This is a genomic window from Thermostichus sp. OS-CIW-20 (assembly GCF_054061455.1).
The window spans coordinates 19444-42273 of record NZ_JBSSEF010000026.1 but is presented as its reverse complement, the minus strand read 5'-3'; the positions used below and the strand labels follow the sequence as shown (position 1 = coordinate 42273).

General features: G+C 57.1%; 26 protein-coding genes and 2 pseudogenes. 14 read left to right on the top strand and 14 right to left on the bottom strand.

The genetic code is table 11. The annotated features are described in order from the left end of the window. Nucleotides 1–136: 136 nt before the first annotated feature. Together ACVWXC_RS09855 and ACVWXC_RS09850 are read left to right on the top strand one after the other, a co-directional pair. Nucleotides 137–403 (top strand): annotated as a pseudogene (locus ACVWXC_RS09855) (DUF190 domain-containing protein); the annotation flags it as partial. A 41-nt stretch (nt 404–444) separates the two neighbouring features. Beyond that, nucleotides 445–1635, top strand: a complete 1191-nt coding sequence (locus ACVWXC_RS09850) for an MFS transporter (RefSeq protein ID WP_011429999.1) — start codon at nt 445–447, stop codon at nt 1633–1635. Here the strand turns inward: ACVWXC_RS09850 and ACVWXC_RS09845 are convergent. The 5 genes from ACVWXC_RS09845 to ACVWXC_RS09825 all read right to left on the bottom strand — a co-directional run bounded on the left by ACVWXC_RS09845 (nt 1586) and on the right by ACVWXC_RS09825 (nt 4658). Then, the gene (locus ACVWXC_RS09845) at nt 1586–2656 is read right to left on the bottom strand and encodes an EAL domain-containing protein (RefSeq protein WP_457392387.1); all 1071 of its coding nucleotides are present in this window, start codon (nt 2654–2656) and stop codon (nt 1586–1588) included. The two genes, ACVWXC_RS09850 and ACVWXC_RS09845, sit on opposite strands and share 50 nt — an antisense overlap. A 170-nt stretch (nt 2657–2826) precedes the next feature. After that, nucleotides 2827–3585, bottom strand: a complete 759-nt coding sequence (gloB, locus tag ACVWXC_RS09840; RefSeq protein ID WP_011430001.1) for a hydroxyacylglutathione hydrolase — start codon at nt 3583–3585, stop codon at nt 2827–2829. A 6-nt stretch (nt 3586–3591) separates the two neighbouring features. Continuing rightward, entirely contained in the window at nt 3592–3855 is a 264-nt protein-coding gene (locus ACVWXC_RS09835) for a DUF3143 domain-containing protein (protein ID WP_041438969.1), read from the bottom strand. A gap of 127 nt (nt 3856–3982) precedes the next feature. Continuing rightward, nucleotides 3983–4381 (bottom strand): J domain-containing protein, encoded by a 399-nt coding sequence (locus ACVWXC_RS09830; protein WP_011430003.1) that lies wholly within the window; start codon nt 4379–4381, stop codon nt 3983–3985. Between the two features lie 94 nt (nt 4382–4475). Then, nucleotides 4476–4658 carry a 50S ribosomal protein L32 gene (locus ACVWXC_RS09825; RefSeq protein ID WP_011430004.1) on the bottom strand — a complete coding sequence of 61 codons (183 nt, stop codon included), beginning with the start codon at nt 4656–4658 and terminating at the stop codon, nt 4476–4478. A gap of 553 nt (nt 4659–5211) precedes the next feature. On the opposite strand from ACVWXC_RS09825, the gene ACVWXC_RS09820 reads away from it, so the two are divergent. The 8 genes from ACVWXC_RS09820 (at nt 5212) to ACVWXC_RS09785 (ending at nt 11506) form a co-directional block, all read left to right on the top strand. Then, a complete protein-coding gene (locus ACVWXC_RS09820) occupies nt 5212–6009 on the top strand; it encodes a CsgG/HfaB family protein (protein WP_457392382.1) in 798 nt (265 codons plus the stop codon). Between the two features lie 244 nt (nt 6010–6253). Then, the gene (locus ACVWXC_RS09815) at nt 6254–6913 is read left to right on the top strand and encodes an SDR family oxidoreductase (protein ID WP_099812211.1); all 660 of its coding nucleotides are present in this window, start codon (nt 6254–6256) and stop codon (nt 6911–6913) included. Nucleotides 6914–7027: 114 nt separating this feature from the next. Then, on the top strand, nt 7028–9562 hold the full coding sequence (locus ACVWXC_RS09810) for a dynamin family protein (RefSeq protein WP_457392379.1): 2535 nt from the start codon (nt 7028–7030) through the stop codon (nt 9560–9562). A gap of 47 nt (nt 9563–9609) precedes the next feature. Further along, nucleotides 9610–10020: a KGK domain-containing protein gene (locus ACVWXC_RS09805; protein WP_011430011.1), complete on the top strand. Its 411-nt coding sequence runs from the start codon at nt 9610–9612 to the stop codon at nt 10018–10020. 247 nt (nt 10021–10267) lie between these two features. Continuing rightward, entirely contained in the window at nt 10268–10423 is a 156-nt protein-coding gene (locus ACVWXC_RS09800) for a KGK domain-containing protein (protein WP_457392376.1), read from the top strand. 27 nt (nt 10424–10450) lie between these two features. Then, nucleotides 10451–10816 (top strand): KGK domain-containing protein, encoded by a 366-nt coding sequence (locus ACVWXC_RS09795; RefSeq protein WP_457392373.1) that lies wholly within the window; start codon nt 10451–10453, stop codon nt 10814–10816. 10 nt (nt 10817–10826) lie between these two features. Then, the gene (locus ACVWXC_RS09790) at nt 10827–11249 is read left to right on the top strand and encodes a KGK domain-containing protein (protein ID WP_457392370.1); all 423 of its coding nucleotides are present in this window, start codon (nt 10827–10829) and stop codon (nt 11247–11249) included. Nucleotides 11250–11251: 2 nt separating this feature from the next. Next, the gene (locus ACVWXC_RS09785) at nt 11252–11506 is read left to right on the top strand and encodes an HNH endonuclease (protein ID WP_011430012.1); all 255 of its coding nucleotides are present in this window, start codon (nt 11252–11254) and stop codon (nt 11504–11506) included. 64 nt (nt 11507–11570) lie between these two features. On the opposite strand, the gene ygfZ is transcribed toward ACVWXC_RS09785, so the two are convergent. Further along, complete coding sequence (gene ygfZ, locus ACVWXC_RS09780; protein WP_457392367.1) at nt 11571–12563, bottom strand: CAF17-like 4Fe-4S cluster assembly/insertion protein YgfZ; 993 nt, start codon at nt 12561–12563, stop codon at nt 11571–11573. A gap of 94 nt (nt 12564–12657) precedes the next feature. Here ygfZ and ACVWXC_RS09775 point away from each other — a divergent pair, with 94 nt between their 5' ends. Beyond that, nucleotides 12658–14193 carry an ATP-dependent DNA helicase gene (locus ACVWXC_RS09775; protein WP_414383537.1) on the top strand — a complete coding sequence of 512 codons (1536 nt, stop codon included), beginning with the start codon at nt 12658–12660 and terminating at the stop codon, nt 14191–14193. A gap of 301 nt (nt 14194–14494) precedes the next feature. Further along, a complete protein-coding gene (locus ACVWXC_RS09770; RefSeq protein WP_414349826.1) occupies nt 14495–14689 on the top strand; it encodes a hypothetical protein in 195 nt (64 codons plus the stop codon). Here the strand turns inward: ACVWXC_RS09770 and ACVWXC_RS09765 are convergent. From ACVWXC_RS09765 to glmU, 8 genes and pseudogenes are all read right to left on the bottom strand, one after another. Then, nucleotides 14686–15618, bottom strand: coding sequence for an AEC family transporter (locus ACVWXC_RS09765; protein WP_414328971.1), 933 nt, complete (start codon nt 15616–15618; stop codon nt 14686–14688). The genes ACVWXC_RS09770 and ACVWXC_RS09765 overlap by 4 nt on opposite strands. A 26-nt stretch (nt 15619–15644) precedes the next feature. After that, nucleotides 15645–16904 carry a 4-hydroxy-3-methylbut-2-enyl diphosphate reductase gene (locus ACVWXC_RS09760; protein ID WP_457392363.1) on the bottom strand — a complete coding sequence of 420 codons (1260 nt, stop codon included), beginning with the start codon at nt 16902–16904 and terminating at the stop codon, nt 15645–15647. A gap of 197 nt (nt 16905–17101) precedes the next feature. Further along, nucleotides 17102–17377: a lipopolysaccharide assembly protein LapA domain-containing protein gene (locus ACVWXC_RS09755; protein ID WP_011434193.1), complete on the bottom strand. Its 276-nt coding sequence runs from the start codon at nt 17375–17377 to the stop codon at nt 17102–17104. Nucleotides 17378–17429: 52 nt separating this feature from the next. Continuing rightward, complete coding sequence (locus ACVWXC_RS09750; protein ID WP_414328976.1) at nt 17430–17876, bottom strand: pentapeptide repeat-containing protein; 447 nt, start codon at nt 17874–17876, stop codon at nt 17430–17432. A gap of 89 nt (nt 17877–17965) precedes the next feature. After that, the gene (locus ACVWXC_RS09745) at nt 17966–18814 is read right to left on the bottom strand and encodes an RNA-guided endonuclease InsQ/TnpB family protein (RefSeq protein ID WP_457392360.1); all 849 of its coding nucleotides are present in this window, start codon (nt 18812–18814) and stop codon (nt 17966–17968) included. A gap of 252 nt (nt 18815–19066) precedes the next feature. Beyond that, a complete protein-coding gene (locus ACVWXC_RS09740; RefSeq protein ID WP_457392395.1) occupies nt 19067–19519 on the bottom strand; it encodes an RNA-guided endonuclease InsQ/TnpB family protein in 453 nt (150 codons plus the stop codon). A gap of 90 nt (nt 19520–19609) precedes the next feature. Continuing rightward, complete coding sequence (locus tag ACVWXC_RS09735; RefSeq protein ID WP_457392392.1) at nt 19610–20116, bottom strand: PPC domain-containing DNA-binding protein; 507 nt, start codon at nt 20114–20116, stop codon at nt 19610–19612. Between the two features lie 39 nt (nt 20117–20155). Beyond that, nucleotides 20156–21508: pseudogene (gene glmU / locus ACVWXC_RS09730) on the bottom strand (bifunctional UDP-N-acetylglucosamine diphosphorylase/glucosamine-1-phosphate N-acetyltransferase GlmU); the annotation flags it as partial. A gap of 118 nt (nt 21509–21626) precedes the next feature. On the opposite strand from glmU, the gene ACVWXC_RS09725 reads away from it, so the two are divergent. Both ACVWXC_RS09725 and ACVWXC_RS09720 read left to right on the top strand, forming a co-directional pair. Continuing rightward, nucleotides 21627–22055 (top strand): hypothetical protein, encoded by a 429-nt coding sequence (locus tag ACVWXC_RS09725; protein ID WP_099812202.1) that lies wholly within the window; start codon nt 21627–21629, stop codon nt 22053–22055. A 308-nt stretch (nt 22056–22363) separates the two neighbouring features. Then, nucleotides 22364–22825 carry a QcrA and Rieske domain-containing protein gene (locus ACVWXC_RS09720; RefSeq protein ID WP_228375465.1) on the top strand — a complete coding sequence of 154 codons (462 nt, stop codon included), beginning with the start codon at nt 22364–22366 and terminating at the stop codon, nt 22823–22825. Nucleotides 22826–22830 lie beyond the last annotated feature (5 nt).

The window sequence follows — 22830 nt, the reverse complement described above, 5'->3', positions numbered from 1 at the left end:
TACAACTCTTTGCCGCAAATCCAAAGAATGAGTCGGCATTCCTTTCTCTCCTTCCTCTTGAATACCTGTACCCTATTTTAAATTAAAAGGCTGTATCTACATTGGCGAGTCGGATCACTGACAAAATAAGCTTCTCTACCTGGCTCTGCTGGAGCTGGCCCGTCGGCGGGGCATGGCGGGCGGTACCATGGTGAGAGCCATTGCCAGCTTTGGCCACAACAGTCACATTCGCAGCAGCAACCTTCTCGAGCTTTACACAGATCTGCCCATTTTGGTAACGTTTATCGACACGCCGGAGAAAATCAAGGCCTTTCTGCCGGATGTCAAAAACCTGGTGCGCGACGGTCTAGTTACTTGCCACAGCGTCCAAGTATTCCATCACGCTCCTCAGCCCCAGCCATAGTCCCGATCCCCAGTTGGATTGCCCGTCCTCAGGAGCTGGCTATGTCCGATTCTGCTTGGCGCTTTATCTTCCTCCTCGGGATCGTCAGCCTCTGCGCTGACGCCACCTACGAGGGGGCCCGCAGCATCTCCGGAGCTTTTTTGGGATCCCTGGGGGCCAGCGGCACGGTGGTGGGGCTGGTGGCCGGCGGGGGAGAATTGTTGGCCTATGGGCTGCGCCTGGGCGTGGGCTACTGGAGCGACCGGCTCAGTAGGGATCCCTCTCGGCCCAGTCGAGGGCACTGGCAGCTCACCACCCTGGGCTATGTTGTCAACACGGCGGCGATCCCCGCTTTGGCCTGGGTGGACAGTTGGCCTTGGGCCGCTTTGCTTTTGCTGGCCGAGCGCCTGGGCAAAGGGATCCGCACCCCGCCGCGGGATGTGTTGCTCTCCCATGCGGCTCTGCAGGTGGGCCAGGGCATTGGGTTTGGCCTGCACGAGACCTTGGATCAAATCGGGGCGGTGGGGGGGCCGCTGCTGGTGGCAGGGATGGTTGCCGCCGGCTACGGGTTCCGGGGTGGATTCTTGGCCTTGGGGATCCCGGCGGCCCTGGGGCTGGGGGTGCTGGGGCTGGCCCGATGGCTCTATCCCACCCCGCGCGACTTTGAGCCGGAGCCGGAAACCGCTCCAGCACAAGGCTTTTCCAGGGTCTTTTGGCTCTATCTCATAGCAGCGGCCTGTGTGGCCGTGGGGTTTGCCGACTTTCCCCTCATTGCTTTCCATCTGCAACGACAGTCGGGGAGCGAGGAGGCAGGGATCCCCTTGCTCTACGCCCTGGCCATGGGGGTGGATGCCTTGGCGGCCTTGGGCTGTGGCTGGCTGTTTGACCGCATCCGGCTGGGGAGCCTGCTGGGGGCGGTGGTCCTGTCTGCCGGTTTTGCGCCGCTGGCCTTTTCCGGCAGCTACGGGCTGGCGGTGGTGGGCATAGTGCTCTGGGGGATTGGCTTGGGGGCTCAGGAATCGGTCATGAAGGCGGCAGTAGCCGGCATGGTGGCTCCCCAGGCGAGGGGCTTTGCCTTTGGGCTGTTTACCAGCCTCTACGGCCTGGCCTGGTTTTTGGGCAGCGCCCTGATGGGGGTGCTCTACGATCTCTTCCTCCCAGCTTTGGTCATCTTCTCAGTAGCCGCTCAAGCCGTGGGGGCAGCTATCCTATGGATCCTAATCCTGGGGGAACAGGCTGGGGCCGGGCGATGAAAAAGCCCTGCACCAGGTCCACCCCGTGGTCGCGCACCCACTGCAGCTCCTCTGCCGTCTCGATCCCTTCGGCCAGGGTGACGATCCCCAGCTCTTGGGCCAGCTCCAGCACCTTTTGGGCAATCACCGCCTTGTAGGGATCCCCATCTACGCCGCGAATGAGCTCCCTATCCAGCTTGATGACATCTGGCTGCAACCGGTGCAACAGGTTTAGGGATCCGTAGCCGGCGCCCAGGTCATCCAGCGCCACCCGAAAGCCCGCCTGCCGGTAAAACCGCAAAATCCGCTGCAAATGATCCAAATCGGGGCTGCGGTCGGATTCATTGACCTCAAACACCACCCGTTCTGGCGGGATCCCGGCGCGGCTGATGGCCCAGACAGTAGAGCGCAGGCAAAAGGCTGGGTCGTAAATGGCCGTGGGGCTGAAGTTGATGAACAGATCCCCCTCGAGGCGGTGCTGGGTGGCGGCAGCAATGGCCGTGCGGCGGGCAGCCAAGTCCAGGTGATAGAGCAACCCGGCTTCGCGGGCCGTGGCAAAAAGCAAGTCCGGGCCAATGACCTTGCCCTCTCTGTCCAACCCCCGCACCAGCGCTTCGTGGCCCACCACCCAAGCGGGATCCCGCGCCCGGACAATGGGCTGGAAATAGGTGGTGAGGCGGTTTTCCTTCAACAATTCCAACAACAGCTCGGCTTGGGTGCGGTGGAACAACTGCAGCAACGACTCCACCCGGGCGCAATCTTGCCAGCAGGGATCCCTATCCCCAGGCAAAAACAAGGCGCGGCTGACCTGCATCTCTTCTTGGGAGAGAACCTCGGCCATTGTCTCCAGGGTCTTCTTGAGGGCCCCCTGGGCAATGGCAACAACTAGGCCAAGGTCTTCCAAAAGTTGAACGGGAACCTCTGTCTTGGCCTCCAGGGCCTGCCAGATTTTCCGGTGGGTATGAGGAGTGGGCAGCCAGAGAAACAAACGCCCTGCCTCCTGCAAAAAGGTGGGCAGAGCTGGGCAGTCAAGACAAGACATGGGGGCTTAGGGAGTAGCCATGCAGGCCCACCGAGGTTACCTATCTTACTTAGCAGTATGTCCCGCCTTCCCGAAAAAAGAAGCCAATCTTACGGAAAGCAAACTGGGAATTCCCAGCGTCAGGACAGGATCCCAATCACAACTCGGCCCCGTTCGCGTTCCGGCCAGCCTTAGAATTGATCCTTCATACCCCGCAGCCGGGCAAAAACCCGCACCGGATCTTGAGCGCCCGTAGCCGCCCGCAAAGCCGGCTGATCCCAGCGCAAAAAAGGATTGGTGCGGCGCTCTTCGCCGATGGTGCTGGGGACAGTTGGGGATCCCGCCTGGCGCAGGGCCACCACCTGTTGGTAGCGCGCCTGCAAGTCGGGGTTGTCCCCATCCACCGTCAGGGCAAACTTGAGATTGTTCAAGGTGTATTCGTGGGCACACCAGACCCGCGTGGCTTCCGGCAACTGCCGCAGTTGATCCAGGGATCCCAGCATCTGCTCCGGGGTGCCCTCAAAGAGGCGCCCGCATCCCCCGGCAAACAGGGTATCGCCGCAGAAGAGATCCCCGCTTTCGGGAAAGTAGTAGGCAACATGTCCCCGCGTATGGCCGGGCACAAACAGCACCTTCGCCTGCCGGCCCGCAAATGCCACCGTCTCTCCCGCCTGCAGCTCCACCGTCTGGCCCGGGATCCGTCCCCGATCCGCCTGGCTGCCGTAGACGACGGCACGGGGGTAGCGGGCCAAAAGTTGCAGGTTGCCCCCCACATGGTCGTGGTGGTGGTGGGTGTTGAAGATGGCCACCAGCTCCGCCCCTAGCTCAGCCAGTTTATCCAGCACCGGCTCGGCCACTGTCGGATCCACCACCGCTGCCGTGGCCGTCTCGGGATCGTGCAGCAGATAGATGTAGTTGTCGCGCAGGGCAGGCAGTTGCAGAATGCGCATAGCCGGCTAGTCCTCAAAAATGGCCTGCTCTACATCCTGGCGGCTTAGCGAATAGGGAAAAGACAGAGTTTTGGTGTTGCCATCAGGATAGGTATAGCGCACCCAAATGCTGGTCTCCTCCAGGCGCAGGCAGGCTTTCCAGCCGGGCCGCTCGCAAAACCACTGCTCCACATCCTGCGGGTCACGGGTGCAGCCCTGATCCTCCAGCCAGCGTTCGATGGCGTGGAGCGGGTGATTGTAGAGAGGCGTAGTTGCAGGAGGCAAAGGCATGGCGAGATGGCGCGCAGAGAAGCCGTCGAACAAAACAAAAGTTAACAACCTATTCCATTCAAGCACCTTATCAATGGGAAGCCCTGAGCGCTTTGTCTTAACCTCATCCACAAGCAACCGGAGTTGGTCAGCCCACCCCACCCTCCCGTAGCCAGGCCAAAGCAACCGCCAACACCAAACACGCCACGAAGGTGGAGCCCATCAGCAGCAGGGCGCAGAGCTCGCCCGCCGAGAGAGGCCGGGTTTCCATGCGCAGCTCCAGAGAATCAGCACCGGGGGATCCCATGTTGGCCGTCACCGCCCGCAGGCTGGCATCGTAGATGGCCCGTTTTGCCGGGTTGCTGAGGACAAGGTAGGCTTCCTGGAGTTCTTGGAAGCAACGAATCGCCACCTCTGGCGCCAGAGGAGAAGTGTCGGGATGGTAGCGTTTGCTCAACTGCCGGTAGGCCCGCCGAATGTCCTCAGGAGAGGCCCCTGGAGACAAGCCCAGCCGCTGGTAGTAGGTAAGAGAGGTCAACGAGCGCATGCAAGTCGCTGAACAGCCAAGACTGGGAGGTAGCAGAACAGCTCTCAAGAGAGCCTGACCCCAATGTAAACCACTCTTCCGGCTATGGGGATCCCTATTCTTCTCCCTCCTCTTCTTCCGACTTGGCTTTGGGGTAGTAGAAGCCGGTGTTGCGACCGCTGAGGATGGCGCGCCCAATGGTCATCGCCCGCTGGGCCTGAAGCTTGGCTTTGCCCAGCCAAACCGCATACCGCCTGCGACTGCGGGCTTTGGAGGTTTTCTTCTTAGGAACAGGCATAGCTTGTACAAAAACACAGCTTTACTAGGCTAACACTGAGTTTGCACGCTCGATCCCAATCTAAACCCGGCCCAATAAAGCGGGTCAAGCTTTTTCCGGCAACTCACAAAGGGCGAGCATCTCTGCTCAGTCTTAACTGTTGAGATCTGTCAACTCCTCTGTGCCAACCTTCTCAATCCCTTCTCCCAATGGCCTTGGAATCGGTAGAGTATAGGACATCTTCTGGGAACAGGCGCCCAGGTGATGCCGGTCACCGCCCCGCTTTTGGGTGCAAGCTGAGAATGGACTGTGGCCACCTCTTCGATCTCGATCTAGGAGATCGCTCAACCATGCGCAGCCTCTCTTCCATTCTCCTGTTCGGGATCCCGCTGCTGAGCTTGCCACCAATCCGGAGCTGTGCCAGAAGTTTCCCCAAGACCTTCGCTGCAATCTCTCTGCCCCCAGCCAGGTAGGACAAGCGCCTCAACCCACCACTCGCCCGCGCGTTGCGGTTTTGGATTTTGATTTCAGCAGCCTCAGCAATTCCTAAAGCCTGCGCGAGGCATCCCGGGGGGTGAGCGATCTGCTGGTGGATCGGCTGGTGAGAGATGGCACCTTTTCGGTTATCGAGCCCTCGCGGCTGGACGCGATCTTGGCCGAGCAGAACTTGGGGCTATCGGGGCGCTTAGATGCCAACACCGCCGCTCAGGTGGGCCGGATCCTCGGGGTCGATGCTGTGATCCTCGGCAGTGTTACCCAGTTCGATGTGTCGGTGCGCCGTTCTGGGGGTGAGGCGCGGGTCTTGACCCCCTTCGGCAGCTTCCCGCTGGCGGTGGGGGCCGAGGTGGTGGATGCTGATGCCAACGTGCAGCTCAATGCCCGCCTGGTGAGCACCAGCACGGCGGAGATCTTGGCCGTGGTCGAGGGCCGGGGCAACGTCAGCCAGTCGGATAGCACCGTCACGGTTGCCGACTTTGGCGGGGGATCGGCCACCAGCAACGAAGAAAAGCTGCTGGTTTTGGCCAGCCAACAGGCGGTGGAGCAAATTGCCCAGCAGTTGGCCGGTTTTGCCAGTCGCTTAGCGGCCCAGCCCCGCTCTTTGCCGACCGTCGATGCCTTGGTGGCGGATGTCTATGGTAACCAGGTGATCTTGAACAAGGGCAGCAGCGACGGCTACCGCGTGGGATTGATCCTGTCTGTGGAGCGCGTCGTTCGCGAGGTTAAAGATCCGGCCACGGGGGCAGTCCTGCGCAAATTGACTGAGCCCGCTGGCCAGATCCAACTGACAGAGGTGGATCAGGGATCCAGTGTGGGCCGCATTCTCAGCAGCTCTGGCTTTAAGGTGGGGGATGTGGCCAAACCTATTCAATAAAGCTTCAAGACTTTCAAGATCCCTTCCCTTTGAACCGCAGGTCTACCCGGCGGTGGAGCGGAGGATGTTTTGGAGCTGGCCGGCTGCCGGGATCGAAGCTGGCGCCCGCGGTTGCCGCGACTACCCCTGTCGCATGGACAGGATCCCTGCCTGGGCGGATTTTGGGAAGATAATGGTCTTAGCAAGGCCAGCATGGAACCTGGAACCGCCACCGTCACATTAAGCAGTTTGGCAGGGGGAGAGGATGAAGGCTTTTGTTGCAGGGGCTACAGGAGAAACAGGGCGGCGCATTGTCCAAGAGTTGGTGGGCCGCGGCATCCCGGTACGGGCGCTGGTGCGCAGCCGCGAGTTGGCCGCTCGGGTTCTGCCCCCCGAAGCAGAAGTGGTGGTGGGAGATGTGCTGGATCCGGCCACGCTGGAAGCCGGCATGGAAGGATGCACGGTGGTGCTCTGCGCTACTGGCGCTAGGCCCAGTTGGGATCCCTTTCTGCCCTACCGAGTGGACTACCAAGGCACCAAGAACTTAGTGGATGTAGCCAAGGCCAAAGGGATCCAACACTTTGTTTTGATTTCTTCTCTGTGCGTGTCTCAGTTGTTCCATCCTCTCAACTTGTTTTGGCTGATCTTGGTGTGGAAAAAGCAAGCCGAAGAATACTTGCAAAAAAGCGGCCTCACCTACACCATCATTCGGCCAGGGGGCCTGAAAAACCAGGACAACGAAGATGGCATTGTCCTCTCCAAGGCCGATACCCTCTTTGAGGGCAGCGTCCCTCGCATCAAAGTTGCCCAGGTAGCTGTCGAAAGCTTGTTTCAACCGGCAGCGAAAAACCGCATCTTCGAGATCATCGCCAAGCCCGGCGTTCCCAACCGCGAGTGGAGCGACCTCTTTGCCCTGGCAAGCTAGGTTCTGTGCTGTTAGCCATCAAAGGGTGCCTTATCTGAAGAAAAGTAGCATGAGAACCTTCCCCTTAGGGCTGAGGGCGTTATAATCTCCCCAGCCCTAGCGGAGATCCCTGAGATGGCTGTGCAACTCTTGCCTCAGTGCGAAAACTTACGGGAGCACGTTGAAACGATTCTAAACCTCTGGCAGCAGGATCCCACCCTTTCAGGAAAGCAAGATACAACCCGAATTCAAGCTTCGCTGAGCAAGGCTATTTCCCCAACCTTTGAGATTGTCTTCGCCGGTGCTTTTAGCGCCGGCAAGTCGATGTTGATCAACGCTTTGCTAGAAAGGGAGCTTCTCTACAGCGCCGAAGGACACGCCACAGGGACAGAGTGCTACATTGGCTACGCAGAGCCAAATGCTGAGAGAGTGGTGCTCACTTTTCTCAGCGAGCAGGAAGTGCAAGAACAGATGACCGCCTTCTGCGCTTTCCTAAACTTGGCTCCGTCACTCAGCAGGCTGGAAGACACTGCACTGAATCCCCTGAAGGAGCGTGCTGAGGCTATTATTCAACAGGAGGGAGGTAAAAGCAAGTCAGAGCGGGCAAAGCAGGCGGATGCCCTCCGCTTGTTGATTACAGGTTTCCAGCAGAACCGGGACAAAATTCACCCTACCGAGAACAAAGTCTTCTCGATGGAGCAGCTCAACTTCGGCAACCTAAGAGAAGCTGCGGGTTTTGCCCGGCGCGGCGCCAATAGCGCAGTTTTGCGAAAGGTGGAATACTATTGCCACCACCCCTTGCTGGAAGATGGAAACGTTATTGTCGATACTCCTGGGATCGATGCTCCAGTCAAAGCGGATGCAGAGCGTACTTATCGAAAAATTGCCGATCCGGATACGTCCGCAGTTGTTTGCGTTCTCAAGTGTGCTGCAACGGGTGAGCTGACCAAGGAAGAGACAGAGCTTATTGAGCATATTCAAAGTAATGATAGCATCAGGGATCGGGTCTTCTATGTATTTAACCGGATTGACGAGACTTGGTACAACGCACAACTAAAGCAGAGACTAGAAAACATTATCGACCAGCAGTTTCGTCAACTCCGCGTATTTAAGACAAGCGGCCTTCTCGGCTTCTATGGTTCCCAGATCAAGGCAACTACCCCCGAGGATCGATTTGGACTGGATACGATTTTTTCAGAAAGCATCAAAGAATTGGGTGGTGAGGAAGAAACGCCCCAGTTTGTCAGCGAGTTTAATAAGTACTGCACGTCGGGTAGGCTAGTTGGATCCCCGTTCCGCCCTTCTGTACATGGGTACGACACACCCATAAATAACTACGTTCGGATTCTGAGGGAGTGGGGAAAACCTTTGATTGAGTATATGATTAAAGATAGCGGTATTGAAGACTTTCGGGCTGGGATCACTCGTTATTTAACGGAAGAAAAGCGGCCACAGCTATTTTCCGCGCTGGCCGATGATTTGCAACCTCTCTGCATCGAGATGAGGAAGTCCTATCTAGATCTCTACCGAGACATTGATAGCCAGCCCAAAGAGATTGACAGCATGATTTCCTATGAGCTGACGCTGATCAATCAGCAGCTAGCCAGTATTGGCCGAGAGTTTGACGAGCATATCCAGACAGTAGTCAATAAAGTTATTAACGGAGAAAACAAAGAATTTGAGAACGATTTCCATAAATTGAAGACTAGGATGGTACGGAGGCTAGATGAGCTTTTGGATACTTTTTCGTTGGACAATGTTTACAGTCAAGCCGTTCGCATTCGTCCCCGCAACTCCACAGCTCCATTCTTAGCTGTATTGGTCGAAGCCTTTTATTATTTGTCCAACCATCTAGAGGACATCCTGGTAGAATCAGCCAGCACGCTTGTAGAGAACTTCTTTCGTCGCCTTGTTGATGAAGTTCGCAGCTCGAGCTACTACAGGCAGTTGTTTCGCCTACTGGGATCCGATGGGGACTTGGAGAAAAAGCTTCTTTCGGTTAGAGATGTAACTTTGAGCTCTCTTGTCAATGGTGCCCGAAAAGAGTGCGACCGCTACCTCAGAGAAAGTCCCCGCTTCTATGAGGAAGGAACATTCTCGATCTACCAGTTTCGAGAAGTCCTAAAACAAACCAGCCAATCATACGACATCTCTGCCATTCAAGACGCAGAGCCTGGAATCCGACAATTACTTAAGCTTGACTTCGAGCAGAAAGTTAACCAGACAGTGCGTTCTAGCTTCCGACAAGAGACCAACAATACTCTAAAAACTCAGCTATTGCCGGTTGCCAAGCAAGTAGCCGATGAGATTTTGCAAAAGTACCCAGAAGCAAAGCAGTTCATGGAAGCAACTCTCAGAAAAGAGGCTGAAGAGAAAATTGCGCTTAACCAACAGCGGCTGAAAGAACTGGAGGCAAGCATAGACAAGTACAACCAAGCTGTTTCTGGGATCAACCTCTGCCTGCAGGCTTTGGGCCTCAATCGCGAGATGCTGCCCTTGATTACTCGTCCTGAGCCTTCCTCTGTTGGTGAGTCAGTTCAGATTTTGGCAAGTCTTCCTGAACAGCAAGTAGGTGACAGCAATGCAAGCGAAGCAGTCGCTCTTGGTCGTTCTACACCCATAGACGAGAGTTTTCCAGAGTTGGATAGCATCCTCGATGATCTGAGATAGAGCGGCTTGTCTTTGTTTTTGGCCTTTCACTCGATCCAGATAAAGTCATGGGATCCAAATCAATACCTCTACAGCAGCACCCAGAAGGGATCCTCTCTGTAAGGGAGAAAACTTTCAAGGTTGCCAACTTGGTCAAAGCAGCCCAAGAGGACTTGACCAAGAAAGAAGAGCTGCATCGCTTGTTCATTGCGGCCTTGAGATCCTCAGGGATCCTGCCGCCGGAAGACTTGCTCAACATTGCCAGTAGCCTTCTTGCTCCCAAGCCAGAAGAAAAATTGTTGCAAGAAGCGAAGTGGTTTGGGCAGGGACTTGCTTGTCAGCTCTTGGTGCCGGGCAAGAAGGATTGGGAAAAAGGCAGAGTCAGATTGCGGATCATTGTAGAGTTTGAGCCAGAGGATACAGGCTCAGAGAGCAGCAGTGGATCCCCTCTGGATGACCTTCGCGAAAGTGAGAGCTAGCCTAAGCCAGAGAGACATAGAGGGGGTTGGGCAAGTGTCAAGTAATGATCAATCTCAGGAGTGCTTTGTTGAGCTAGATATTTTCCAAAATACTGTCATTGATATAGGAGGACGCCTAATCTACTCGCAAGAGTTTGCTCAGGTGTACTCAGAGATTGTTTATGAGAGTATCAGATCCTACTTATCCAGCAAACTTAGCGAAAAGGGAGTCTCGATTCTATGAAGCAACTTGAACGGAATAACTAACGTGAAAGGAATTCCTGCTAAACTCTTACGTCCTGGCTCACCGTGGATTGCTGGTAGAGTTAGGATGAGACTAGTGGTTGAGTTTGAGCCAGAAGAAACGGGATCAGGGAGCAGTAGATCGCCTTTGGATGACATTCGGGAAGATGTCAGTCAGTAAAGTCTGTTAGCAATAGGAGACAATGCCGTGGTCGATCCGATAGTTTTTAGGTCAGATGATAGGGAAACTGTCGTTGAAATTGGTGATCAAGTCTACCTTCCAAGTAGCTTGCATAGTGCAATTATTAATTACCTTCTTTCAGATACTTCCCGGACAAACGGTTACCTTCAATCAAGAAAGGTTTATGCGAACATTAGAATGCTCGTGGATGGAATAGAATCTAGAGTCTTACAGCCCAGAAAGTCGTGGATCTCTGGCAAGATATCAGTCAAAGTTTATCTCGAGTTTGTTCCTGATGACCCATATAGAGATTCTGGAGATAGCGCTCCCAGAAAACTAGAGGATTCTATACTGGATGATTTACGGGCTGTTCAAGTTGTCTCTATGTCTTGAGGTCGATAAGATGACAAAAACATCCATTAATCTTAGCCAACTGCGAGACGGAGTTATCACTTTTATCAACGAGAACAATGAGCAGGAAGTCTACATGATTTCCAAGCTTTGCGATTCTATCAATTCTTATTTCCTGAGGTTTGACCAAATGGGAAGAGGACTAGACAGTTACTTGAGTTCGTTTGAGATACGGATACAAACAGGTATTCCCTATGAAGATCAGGTTCATTTTTTCGATAAAGGAGTTCCATGCTCGATTCTTTCTCCTAAAACTAACGGTTGGCAGACCGGTAGAGTAAAAGTAAGAGTAGAAGTTACGATTGACTTTTATCCTGACAATCCTGAATTTCTGATAAAAGAACCCGACCAAGAGATATTAGAACCTCTAGATGAAAAGTCTCCACTGGACGATCTTCGCAGTATGGATGAATAACGATGAAAGAAAGAAAATCCGGCGAAAGGATTCTAATTCCAGCAGCCGTGCGGGAGTATGTTTTCCAAAGAGACGGCTTCCGTTGTCGCGGTTGCGGAAAATCGCCTCCAGAGGTTCAGCTTCAGATCGATCACATCATCCCCATTGCCCAAGGGGGCAGCAACGACATCAGCAATCTGCAAACGTTGTGCAAAACCTGTAACCGACGCAAAAAGGATCGACGGGATCCCCGCTTTCGCCGCCACTTTGACTGGTAAGTTCTTAATCCTTTGCCCATTTTCTCTCTACAAAGCAGGAGAGCTTTCTGCCGCAAAAATAATGCTAGACAATAGGCGGGAAGCTGGAAAACGGCATTCGGGTCAGGACTCCCGGCGCTGAGCCGACTTCAACTTCCAGCCCCTCGGCAGGATTGAATTTGGTGCGCACGTATCCCAATCCCAGGTACCCTTGCGAAGTCAAGCCCGCGCTGGTCAGTAAACCAATCTTTTCCCCCTGCTGCAAAATCTCTGTGCCAGGACGAGCTTCTCCTTGAAGGCGGATCCCCCACAGGGTTTGCCGAATGCGCTTGTAGGTTACTTGCTTGGCCAAGACTTCCTGGCCAACGTAGCAACCTTTGTCAAGGGAAACAGCTCGCCACAGGCCGGCTTCTAGGGGGTTGTAGTCTGAGGTCAGCTCTTGGTCGGCGGCGGGGCGACCCGCTTCTAGGCGGAGGACTTCCCACAGCTCAGGTGGGGCCAGCTTGGCTCCGGCTTGGAGCAAGCATTCTTCAAGAGCGACTTTCTGGTCAATGGTGCCCCAGAGGGTAAACCCCGGCTGGGCAAGACCCGTGCCACAAGCCAGATGGACAGGGATCCCCTGGATCTCCACGGCGCAGTGCTCATGAGGCCCAGTCGGGATCTCTTCTGAGCTCACCACTTGCTCCAGGAGAGCTTGACTCTGGGATCCGAGCAATCCAAAACCAAAGGTCTGATCTGTCTCATCTTTCAACTGTGCTCCCCGCACCAAAGGCAGCATGCGCCCCAAACTCTGCATCAGCAGGCTGCGCCGCTGGGGTGAAGTCCAGATCCAGCAGTCTTCTTCTCCCACGTACACCGTTGCCAAATCCAGGATGCCGGCGGTGGGGGTCACGAAAACCGTGTCGGCCCCCTGCCCTGGCTGGAGGGCCTTCAGATTTTGGGTGCTTCGGTTGTGCAGATAGTCCAAGCCTGGGGATCCCTTCATGCGCAAACGGCCCCACCCGGAGCGGTCTAGAAGCAGGGATCCCGTCTGTGCAACGGGTTGGCCCTCTGTGGAAACAGCAGCTAGAAGAGACATCGCTCACCCCAGAGATGGGCTTTGGTTTTCTTCTCTACCCTAGAATAGGCTAGTTCACCCTACCGTCTGTGGCAGATCCCCGGCGTACTGAACTGTGATTGAGGTTGAAGTCCACCAACAGTTGCGGCAGCTTTTGCGGCAGTCTCCCGAAGCCCTGTGGCCCCACCAGTTGACGATGGCTCGCATGGTGGCGCGAGGGTTGCGGTTGGGTCGCAGCACCTTGATCCAGGTGCCTGCTGGGGGTCAGCACCGCCTCAGTTATCTGCTGCCGGCCCTGATGTGGCCCAACCCCACCTTGCTCTGCGCTACAGCTCCTGTGCAGGCGCAAATTTTGGGGGAAGAGATCCCCTGGCTACAGCACACCCTGCAGTTGCATAAGCCTGTCCTGCAAAAAGACCGTTGGCCGGATCCCGATTTCCAGGGGTTGCTGTTGGTGGATCCCCTGGATTGGCTGCAAGCTCGCTTGAGAAAGGGATCCTCGCAAGTGCCGACAGGGATCCCTTTGATCCTCGACGGAGCCGAAGACCTAGAAGATTGGGCCTACCAGGCGCTAACGGTGACCCTGGAAGCCAGCCATTGGCAACAGCTCCGGCAAATCTTCCCTGCCGAGGCGGAGCAGCTCTCCCAGGTTCAGGTCAATTTGTCCCTGCAGCTTTTGCGGCGGCCTCTTTCCCGCTGTCTGCTTCATGCGGATGAACAGGTTCACCTGGATGCTGTGCTGTCTTTGGTGACAGGCTACCCCGGCTGGCTGCCGGATCCCTGGGATCAAATCCGCCGGCGGCTCAGCTCTGAGGGGGATCCCGTCTCCAAATGGATTTGGTGGGCCGAAACCGACCGAGAAACCGGTCGCCTCACCCTTCACCACAGCCCGGCGGCTCTGCAGGATTGGTTGGCCCCCATTTGGGCCACACAGCCGGTGGTGATTATTGGGGAAGCGCTGGATCTGGATCGCCAGGCGGAAACCTATCGGCGACGGTTGGGCTTGCCGGATCTGACGCCGCTGCGGTTTGCCTCAGGCGAGGGTTGGCCACGTTCTGGCGGGGCGGAGCTTTCCCTTTACTTGCCGCGCCTCCCCCTGCCCAACAGCCCTCTATTTCAGGATCACCTGCTGCAAGAGCTGAAAAAGCTGATCCCTCAAGCGCAGGGCTTTGTGGTGGTGTTGGTGTCGGATCAGCCTCTGCAGGCACAGGTGGGGGCGGCTTTGGCTGCCGAATTCGGCTCACGGGTGCGGGTAAACAGCCCGTTCCCCGGCGAAAAGGGCATTTTGGTCTGCGACTGGCCCTACTGGCTGCACCACAAGGCCGGCTTGCCTCGCCCGGAACTGATGGTGATCACCACTTTGCCCTTCCCTTCTGTGGAAGACCCAAGGGTGGCCGGACGGGTGCAATATCTGCAACGCACCCAGCAGGACTGGTTTCGTCAGTACCTTTTGCCGGTGGCTGCTGCCCAGTTGCAACGGGCCGTCGCGCCTCTGCGGCAAGGCTCTGATTCGGGAGAAGACCCCAGCTCCCCCACTCGATGGGTGGCTATTTTGGATAGCCGCATTATCGTCCGCAGCTACGGCGTCTCTCTTCTCAATGCCTTGGGGCCAACTTTACGGGTCGAGCAGCGCAGCCAATTGTTCGTTTAGGGATCCCTGGGCCTCTTGCTCGAGTTGATGGGATGTATGGTCATTTTAAACAGGAATGAAACATTTCTGTCCAGCTCCTCTCTCCCTCTGGGAGAAGGTCTGGGGGTGGCCGCGGAAGCAGCGCGGAACGCCTGGGGAGTGTCTCAATCTAGTTTGGAATGACTATATTGAGGATTTTTTGGCTTGAGCGACTGAGAGAAGGCTTGCTCAGCATAGAGGGGAGATTTGTATCCTAGAGAGCCAAAGTCAACTGGGATCCAAGCTATTCTGAGGGTGAATCACTCCTACTCACCTTCTTCTCATGATCAGTCCTGCTCTCAGCTCCGATACAGCACTGCGCACGCAAGCAGTTTGGAAGCCATTGCGGCAGGCCATTGTGGAAAGCTCGGGTTTTCGGGGATGGCTCCAGGGCCGGGAGTTGCCCACTCAGGAAGCAGAGCTGGATCAACTGGTGCATCGCTACCTAGAGCAGACGTTGTCTCACCTGGCCTATTAGGATCCCCAGAGTCCCAGCCAGAGGGGCAAGGTCAGCAAGGCGGCCAAGTACCCCACGGCCAAGGCAGTTACGGTAATTTCCCGATCCAAGTCGTATTCTTCCGTGAGCACCAGGGTGGCGATGGCGGGGGGCATACCGCTCTGCAGGACCAGCACCAGCTTGGCCAGAGGCGGGTAGGGGGTGAAGGCAAGGCCGATTCCCACCAAGAGCGGCACAATCACAATTTTGATCAAGAGGGCCACTCCGGCGGCAAGAAAGGATCCCCAGCGCTTCACCTGGGCCAGCCGCATCCCCAAAATCATCAAACTGAGCGGGATCATGCTCCAGGCAAAAGCCGCCAACCCTTGAGAGAGCCAACCCGGCAGGGGTTCGCGGGTCAGCAGTAGGCCCATCGCAAACGACCAGAGGGCAGGGGTGCGCAGAATGTGGAGGCCCACCTGCCAAGGCTGAGCATGGGAACTGCCGTGGCGGCTGGCCACCCACACGCCAAACCCGTAGGCCATGAACAGAGTGCCCAGCAGATCGTAGAACAGGGCCCAGCCAAAGTAAGCCCTTCCGGCCACAGCCAGACAGATGGGATAGCCCAAATACCCGGTGTTCCCCAGGGTGGCGGTTAGGTGAAAGCTGCCCTGCTGGGCACTGCTCCAACAGTTGTGGCGCTGCCACCACAGCCAAGCGCTGGTCAAGGCAAACCCCAGCCCCACCGACAGCCAACAGATCAGAGGGGCGACCCAGATTTGGCCCGACAGATCCACCCCCTGCATAAACCCAACAATGCTGAGGGGCACTCCCACCCAAAACATGAATCGCCCCAAGGCGTGGGGATCCAGCCAACGATTCCAGCCGCCGGGCAGCCCCTTCTGGAGAGCAAACCCCAGCAGCGTCCAGCCCAGCAAGGGAGGATAAACCTGAAAAAGGGTGTTGAGCACGCTCAAAGGGAAGAGGGAAGGGATCCCTAGGCAGGGATCCGCCGGGGTTCTTCACGCAGGGCGAAGATGCGTTGAATCACCTCTTCAACAACGCGGTCTGGGGTAGAGGCACCGGAGGTAATGCCGATTTGCACCGGCCCGGCGGGCAGCCAACCTTCGGTAACTGTCGGGTCTTGGTGAAGGGGCTTGTGGCGGATGCGGTTGTTGGGTTGGATGCAGTCGGGGCCATCGATGTGGAAGGAAGGCAAGCCCTTGGCCAGGGCAATTTCCTGCAGGTGGGTGGTATTCGAGGAATTAAACCCCCCGATCACCACCACCACATCCAAAGGCTGCTCGAGCAGCTCGAACATGGCGTCCTGCCGCTCTTGGGTGGCATTGCAGATGGTGTTGAAGCTCATGAAGTGATTGTCCAACTCCTGGGGGCCATATTTGCGCAGCATGGTGGTCTCAAAGAGCTTAGCAATGGCGCGGGTCTCCCCCTCTAGCATGGTGGTTTGGTTGGCGATGCCGATCCGCTCTAGATCGCGATCCGGATCAAAACCGGGGGAAGTGGCCTTGCCAAAGCGCCGCCGAAATTCTGCCGCATCTCCGCCTTGCAAAATGTAGCGGGCGACCCATTCTGCTTCTTCCAGGTTCAGCACCACCAGATATTTTTCGGCAAAGGAGCTGGTGGCTACGGTTTCCTCGTGGTTGTACTTGCCGTGGATGACAGAGGTAAATTGGGCCGCGCGGTGCTTGTCCACTTGGTTCCACACGCGGGAAACCCAGGGGCAGGTGGTATCGACGATCTCATTGCCCTGCGACCGGAAAAACGCCATTTCCGAGGCACTCGCCCCAAAAGCAGGCCAGATCACCACATCTTGGGGCCGGATCTGAGAAAAGTCCTTCTTGCCGTCCGGGCCTTTCTCCACAAAGCGGATCCCCATCTCCTTCAGGTGCTGGTTTACCAAAGGGTTGTGGATGATCTCGTTGGTGATCCACAGTTGCCGATCCGGAAAGCGTCGCCGCGCTTCATAGGCATATTCCACCGCCCGTTCCACACCCCAGCAAAAGCCAAAGGCTTTGGCCAGGTGAATGGTAATGTCGCCCCGCTGATAGCGGTAAGCCTGGGCGCGGATTTGCTCCACAAGGGGGCTTTTGTAGGTGGTTTGCAGCTCCAGTTGAGCTTGATCCTTGTGTTCTTCAAACCCCTTGGCGAAGTAGGTACTGGATCCGCGCAGGGCTTTGCGCAGGGCCCGTGGGTCTTGGGGAGAGGGATCCGGGGAAGTGGGTTGGGAATGAGGCATGGTTACGGTTGGAGATACGCACTGATCAAGCAGACGGCGAAGGGATCCTTTCTCAGCTTACGCCCAGTCTCAGTCGGCGAGCTATTTCGGCACGCTTTCCTCAGGGCCACCGACAAAATCGTCCAGCAAGTCAACGGCGGGAGCGAAGCCGTTGAGCCAAAGCCAGAAAGCAGAGGGATCCCTTTGGCAATTGTGCGTCATTGGGGCGGTTGATCCTGCATTTCCAGTTGGCGCACCCGTTCCTGTAATTGGCGGGCGGTGGCAGAAAAGCTGCGCCCAGGCCAGAGGAGAGAGCCCAGCCCCACCGTCAACAGGCCCAAGCCGACAGCCGCGGCAATGAGAAATCCCAAAGGCAGCTCCACCGAGCGCCACATTAAGAAATGTACGGTCAGGGTGGTGGGGTTTTGCCCGGCCAGGACTGCCACTCCCAAAGCCAGCAGCAGTGTCAAGACCAAGTTGAACAGCAGCAACATCAGGGATCCCGTCGCAACAGTTCCATTCTGCCTTGTCTGCTGGGGGGGTGGCTCAAGCCCGCACACTCCCGTCGGGTAGGGTGGCTCCGCTGAGGTCAGCGCCGGTCAGCACTGCTCCGCCGATTTTTGCCCCGCTTAGATCGGATCCCTGCAGTTGTGCACGGGTTAGCTTGGCTTCCCAAAGGTAGGCACCGTGCAAGTTGGCTTCTCGCAAGTCGGCAAAGCTGAGATCCGCGCCGATCAAGTTGGCTTCCCAAAGATTGGCCCCGCGGAGGTTGGCCCCCATCAAGTTGGCCGAGCTGAGATCGGCGCCGCGCAAATCGGCTTCCTGCAGGTTAATGCCACTCAGCTTGCCAAAGGAGAGGTTGGCCCCTCTCAGATTCACCCCTTGCAAGTTGGAGCGCACCAAGTCCACCCCCACCAGGTTGGATTCTTGAAAGTTGCGCTCGCCAGAGGCATATTCTGTCAGCAGCTCGTCAGCAGTTGTCACTCGGGGCATGGCCGGATACTGCCATCCGTGCGTTAAGCTTAACAATTTCTGGCTGCTCAACGGGGTACTGATGACCGCTCCGAAAGACCTACGAAACGCTAACAAACACTTCCAGAGTGTTCAGTGCCTGTCGCGTCTCTGCTTTCTTCCTGCTTCCACGACTCGTGACTGGTAGTAAGCTTCAGGCTTACCACCCCGCCAGAGGAATCTCCACAGGCGTCTCTTTCCCCAGAGCTTGGGGTAGTTGAGCGCTTTAAGTAGCACTCAAAATACCACCGCACCAGGTTCAGCGCTGCATTGCGGTCGCGGTCTATCCCCAGACCACAACACGGGCAGCGAAATACCCGCTCGCTGAGTGGCATCTTCTGTTTGTGGCCACACCGTGAACACAGTTGGCTGGACGGATAAAACCTATCCGCCACCACCACCTGACAGCCGTAGAGCCGGGCCTTGTACTCTAGCTGTCGCCGTTCGCGATAGCGGGACGGAGTCCTCAGCTCGTAGAACCCACAGTCTGACAGGGATCCCGCCAGCTTGCGGTTCTGGAGCAGGTTCTTTACCTGCAAGTCCTCTACCACCACCACTCGGTATCTCTTGGCCAGGTAAGTCGTCAGCTTGTGCAGATTGTCTTGCCGATCGCGTAAGCGGGACGGAGTCCTTATGTCTGCCACCCGCTTGTGAGCTTTGCCCAACTGCACCACCGCCTTCTTGCGGTTGGCAGAGCCTTTCTGCTTACGGCTCAGCCGCCGTTGCAGCCTGACCAAACGCCGCTGGGCCTTGCGGTAGGGCTTGGGATTGGGAAACACTTCCCCGCCGGAGCAGGTGGCCAGGTGATGGATACCCAAATCCACTCCCACCACCTCTCCGGTCTTCTCCACCTGGGGTGTTGGAGCTTCGTACTTGAAGGAGATGTACCAATGTCCGGCTGATACATTTACGCTGAACACTGCTGAACATCACTGTTCAACTATGCAGCGATAGCATTCTGTTTGTTTCCAAACAGAATGGCGGTATCCCGCAAAGCTTTGAGTAGAATACCCAAAGCGCAGTTTCCGTGTCGTCTTACTACCAATTTTCTGCTTTGCTTTGGCTACCATGTTGGCAGACTCGAAAGTAAACAGAAAGATCAACTGGTAGTAATCCGTACTGAACATATTATACATTATTTTCAGTATAGTTGAGCTTATTATTGACTAGAGTCATGCTCTCAAGCTAACAACCACGTTCTTGGGTGTGGTCACCGGGAGCAGCTCTGCGCAGCGCAGCCAACCGAAGATAGGTACCTTGATGCGGTTGCCAGAAGTGCGAATACTCCCTTCCAGGTAAAAGCTGTCCTGCACCCCCTTGCGCTTGAAGCGGGGAAACTGACCTAGCCCCTTGCGCCAGCGCTTAAGGGCCTGCTTCAGGTTGCGGAGTGCCTGCTGAGGGGCGCATTTGGAGACCTGGTAGTACCAGGGATGCGCTTGCTTCACTTCAGCTACCAGGCGCTTGTGCAGGTCAATGGCGGTGGGGAGTTTTTGCTGGTTCTCCAGGGCTTGCCGACAGACCTCTAGGCCCCAGTTGTAGGCGTGGCGGGCTACCCCAGCATGTTGAGCTGCTAGAGTTGTTTGCTTGTGGTTGAGGATGAGTTGTGTTTGGAAGCCCAGTAACATGTCCGCCACACCGCAAAGCGTCCATGAGTTTCGTGCAACTTTTGGCTTGGCGCTCACCAGCCTCTTCCAGCTTTAGGTAGCCAATGTTGACTACTGTAAGGTTTTCGGCCTGCTGTTGTCAGCCTCTGGTTTTGTCTGCTGGTTTTGCTGGGGTTGGGGGGGTGGGGACGGCCAGCAGGGATCCCCTGCCACGGGTTGGATGTGCAACTCCAGGTAGCCGGTGGCCGGATCCGGTTGACGGGAGAAGCGATACTCCGGGCTGTCGGCGAGGACAATTTCGGCGGTGGTGTAGATGAGGCAGCCGGGGCGCAGGTGTCCCCCCCAGGTTTGGCCTCGGGCATCGGCAACGGTGAGATGGAGATGGACTCCGTCAGGGCACAGGGATCCACTCAGGGCCAGGATCTCCAGGCGTTCCGACAACAGGTGATCCCCCGTTTGGTCGGCCAGGCGCAGGGTGGCTTGGCTAAGGCTGCCGACGGCGCTGAGGACAAACCCCGCTTGCAAGGGCTGCTGCCGGGCCACTCGCTCCAGTTCCTGCTTGAGATCTTGGCCGGGGAAAAGGCGCAAGGGATAAATCTTGAGGGATCCCGGTGGCATGGGCTGGAGCTCTTGGCGGCGGGAGGAGCGGATCCCAAGTCGCCAACCGGGCTTGACCACCGGGCGGGAGCGAGCGATCACCAAGCAGTCATCCGGCAGGGGGTAGCGGGCAGGGATGGTGGAGCCGGCAGCAATGGTGACATCGGATCCCACCTGCAAAGGAGCCACCAACACCGAGTTGGCGCCTGTTTTGCTGCGATCCCCAATTTCGGTAAAGTGCTTTTGCTGGCCGTCGTAGTTGGCGATGATGGTGCCCGCGCCGATGTTGACCTGGGATCCCAGCTTGGCGTCGCCCAGGTAGGCCAGGTGGGCGGCGTTGGTATGGGATCCGATCTGGGCGTTTTTGATTTCCACAAAGTTGCCGATGCGGCAGCCGTCGCCAATGCAGCTGTTGGGGCGGATGTGGGCGTAGGGGCCTACCCAGACGCGATCCCCGATCTGGCTGTGGCTGACCACCGAGTAGAGGATGTGGCAATCGGAGCCGATGGTGCTGGACTCGATCCAACTGCCCGGCCCTAGACGAGTGCGTGGCCCAATGCGACAGACGCCCCGCAGGTGGGTTTGGGGTTCGATCACCACATCGGGGGCCAATTCCACCGTCTCTTCCAGGCTGACGCTGTCGGGATCCACAAAGGTGACCCCGGCTTCCATCCAGGCTTCCTTGAGGCGATCCTGCAGAATCTGGTAGGCTTGGGCCAGTTGGCGGCGGTCGTTAATGCCGACGATTTCCCGCGCATTCTCGGCGTCCAGGGCGATGGCGGTGTCCAGAAGTTTAACGGCCTCGGTGAGGTAGTACTCCTGCTGGGCGTTGTTCCGGCCCAGACGGGGCAGCACCCTTGCTAGGGCCGGCCAGTGGAAACAGTACACCCCGCTGTTGATGCGGCGATTTTGCCGTTGGGCCGGGGTGCAGTCTCGCTCTTCCACCAACTCCAGGATCCGCTGCTGGGCATCGCAAAACACCCGCCCATAGCCGTAGGGATCCGCCACCTGGGCCGAGAGCAAGGTCACATCCGGTTGAACTTGGCGGTGGCGCTCCAGCAGCGCCTGCAGGGTTTCCGCCCGCAACAGAGGCACATCCCCGTTGACCACCAGCAGATCCCCCTGAAAATCCTCCAGAACGGGCAGAAGCTGCTGCACCGCATGTCCAGTGCCCAATTGCTGCGCCTGCTCCACAAATTCGACCGGGTACTCCTGCAGGGCTCGGCGCACTTGCTCCTGCCCGTACCCCACAATCACCAGACAGCGCTGGGGTTTCAACGTCAGCACCGTGCGCAGCAGCCGCTCGATCAAAGACAGGGATCCCAGCTTGTGCAGCACCTTGGGCAACTGCGACCGCATGCGGGTGCCCTTGCCCGCCGCCAGGATCGCCACCGCCAGATCTCGTTCTGCCATGTTCCCCCCAGACTCTGCCCCCATAAAGTATATGCGGCAGGATCCTGCTCAAACTGTAGCTTGACAGAGCCGCGTGCCACTTGAGCTAGCCTAGTGGCACGTGTAGGTGGGGCAGACGATGGCGGAGAGCAAAAGCTCTGATACCCCCCTTCAGAAACGTCAGCGCCTGGTGCGCGAGGTGGCCGGTTGGCTGGCGGTGCTGGGGGTGCTGATCCCAGGGCTGCAGCGTTTTTACATGGGCCACAGGCGCTGGGGCTGGGGCTACTTGGTGCTGGGGCTGATGGTGTTCGTTCCTTCCATCCCGTTGCAGCTCCTCGGCTACGGGGTACGCGCCCTTTGTTTGCTGGAAGGGCTGTGGTTTCTCACCATGACCAATGAGGACTTCGATTTTCGCTTCAATCGAGATCTCATCGAGCTGGACTGGACCAGTGCGAAAAGTCGGGAAGTCCGGGATCCCGAGCAGCAGTTGGAGATCCAGTTGAAGCAGGGCTTGATTACCCGCGCCGAATACGAGGAGCGCCGCCGCTACCTTCGCGAGATCTCGTGAGTGGGACTGCGATTGCTCCAAGATATTTCCGACCTATCCCCCCTCCACAGCAAGCCCGTTGACACCCTCCCCACTCTCAGACCAAGAAACCGACTGGCGATGCTTAGAAGGGGTGGGCGGTTCTTCCCCATAATCTAGGGACAGGCCCGACCGACCTTCGCCAGAATCCCATAAAAGTGCGGTTTCGCGCTGGCTGAAGCTGTCCTAGTGTAACAAAATATTAAGAGGAGCCGCCGGGCTAGCGTCCCGTTTGGGAGGCCACGCTTGGATTGGTTCCTAACCGACACCTTGCATCCATCTCAGGACACATGGCCATGTACAACAATCGTCGCGGTTTTCTTCGTTGGCTGGCGCTTGGTTTTGGCTCGCTGGTGGGCCTGTTGCCTGCCTTGGCTCAGCGCCGTTTTAACCGTGCCATTGCCCAGGGTGCTGCTTCGGGCCCCAAAGCGGCTGAGCCGGAGTTCGTTAAAGTGGCAACGCTAGAAGATCTTAAAGAAGGCCCCTTCAAGGTAGAAGACGCCTTTGGGAAAAACACCGCCACCCTTTGGCTAGTCGGGGATCCCCAAAAGGAAGACTCGCTGCTGGCTCTGGATGCAGCCTGTCCCCATGCCGGCTGCGACGTGGACTGGCGGGGGGAGAACTTCGTCTGCCCCTGCCATGGCTCAGTTTTTGCCGCCGATGGCAGCCGTACCCGTGGCCCGGCCAATGCCGACCTGACCGCCTACAAAGTTAAGGTGGAGAAAGGGGAAATCTTCGTGGCCAGAACCTGACCTTG

Bases quoted from the DNA above. Each gene is read 5' to 3' on its own strand.
- ACVWXC_RS09850 (WP_011429999.1), top strand. From the start codon at position 445: ATGTCCGATTCTGCTTGGCGCTTTATCTTCCTCCTCGGGATCGTCAGC.
- ACVWXC_RS09845 (WP_457392387.1), bottom strand. From the start codon at position 2,656: ATGTCTTGTCTTGACTGCCCAGCTCTGCCCACCTTTTTGCAGGAGGCA.
- gloB (WP_011430001.1), bottom strand. From the start codon at position 3,585: ATGCGCATTCTGCAACTGCCTGCCCTGCGCGACAACTACATCTATCTG.
- ACVWXC_RS09835 (WP_041438969.1), bottom strand. From the start codon at position 3,855: ATGCCTTTGCCTCCTGCAACTACGCCTCTCTACAATCACCCGCTCCAC.
- ACVWXC_RS09830 (WP_011430003.1), bottom strand. From the start codon at position 4,381: ATGCGCTCGTTGACCTCTCTTACCTACTACCAGCGGCTGGGCTTGTCT.
- ACVWXC_RS09825 (WP_011430004.1), bottom strand. From the start codon at position 4,658: ATGCCTGTTCCTAAGAAGAAAACCTCCAAAGCCCGCAGTCGCAGGCGG.
- ACVWXC_RS09815 (WP_099812211.1), top strand. From the start codon at position 6,254: ATGAAGGCTTTTGTTGCAGGGGCTACAGGAGAAACAGGGCGGCGCATT.
- ACVWXC_RS09810 (WP_457392379.1), top strand. From the start codon at position 7,028: ATGGCTGTGCAACTCTTGCCTCAGTGCGAAAACTTACGGGAGCACGTT.
- ACVWXC_RS09805 (WP_011430011.1), top strand. From the start codon at position 9,610: ATGGGATCCAAATCAATACCTCTACAGCAGCACCCAGAAGGGATCCTC.
- ACVWXC_RS09790 (WP_457392370.1), top strand. From the start codon at position 10,827: ATGACAAAAACATCCATTAATCTTAGCCAACTGCGAGACGGAGTTATC.
- ACVWXC_RS09785 (WP_011430012.1), top strand. From the start codon at position 11,252: ATGAAAGAAAGAAAATCCGGCGAAAGGATTCTAATTCCAGCAGCCGTG.
- ygfZ (WP_457392367.1), bottom strand. From the start codon at position 12,563: ATGTCTCTTCTAGCTGCTGTTTCCACAGAGGGCCAACCCGTTGCACAG.
- ACVWXC_RS09770 (WP_414349826.1), top strand. From the start codon at position 14,495: ATGATCAGTCCTGCTCTCAGCTCCGATACAGCACTGCGCACGCAAGCA.
- ACVWXC_RS09760 (WP_457392363.1), bottom strand. From the start codon at position 16,904: ATGCCTCATTCCCAACCCACTTCCCCGGATCCCTCTCCCCAAGACCCA.
- ACVWXC_RS09755 (WP_011434193.1), bottom strand. From the start codon at position 17,377: ATGTTGCTGCTGTTCAACTTGGTCTTGACACTGCTGCTGGCTTTGGGA.
- ACVWXC_RS09750 (WP_414328976.1), bottom strand. From the start codon at position 17,876: ATGCCCCGAGTGACAACTGCTGACGAGCTGCTGACAGAATATGCCTCT.
- ACVWXC_RS09740 (WP_457392395.1), bottom strand. From the start codon at position 19,519: ATGTTACTGGGCTTCCAAACACAACTCATCCTCAACCACAAGCAAACA.
- ACVWXC_RS09735 (WP_457392392.1), bottom strand. From the start codon at position 20,116: ATGCCACCGGGATCCCTCAAGATTTATCCCTTGCGCCTTTTCCCCGGC.
- ACVWXC_RS09725 (WP_099812202.1), top strand. From the start codon at position 21,627: ATGGCGGAGAGCAAAAGCTCTGATACCCCCCTTCAGAAACGTCAGCGC.
- ACVWXC_RS09720 (WP_228375465.1), top strand. From the start codon at position 22,364: ATGGCCATGTACAACAATCGTCGCGGTTTTCTTCGTTGGCTGGCGCTT.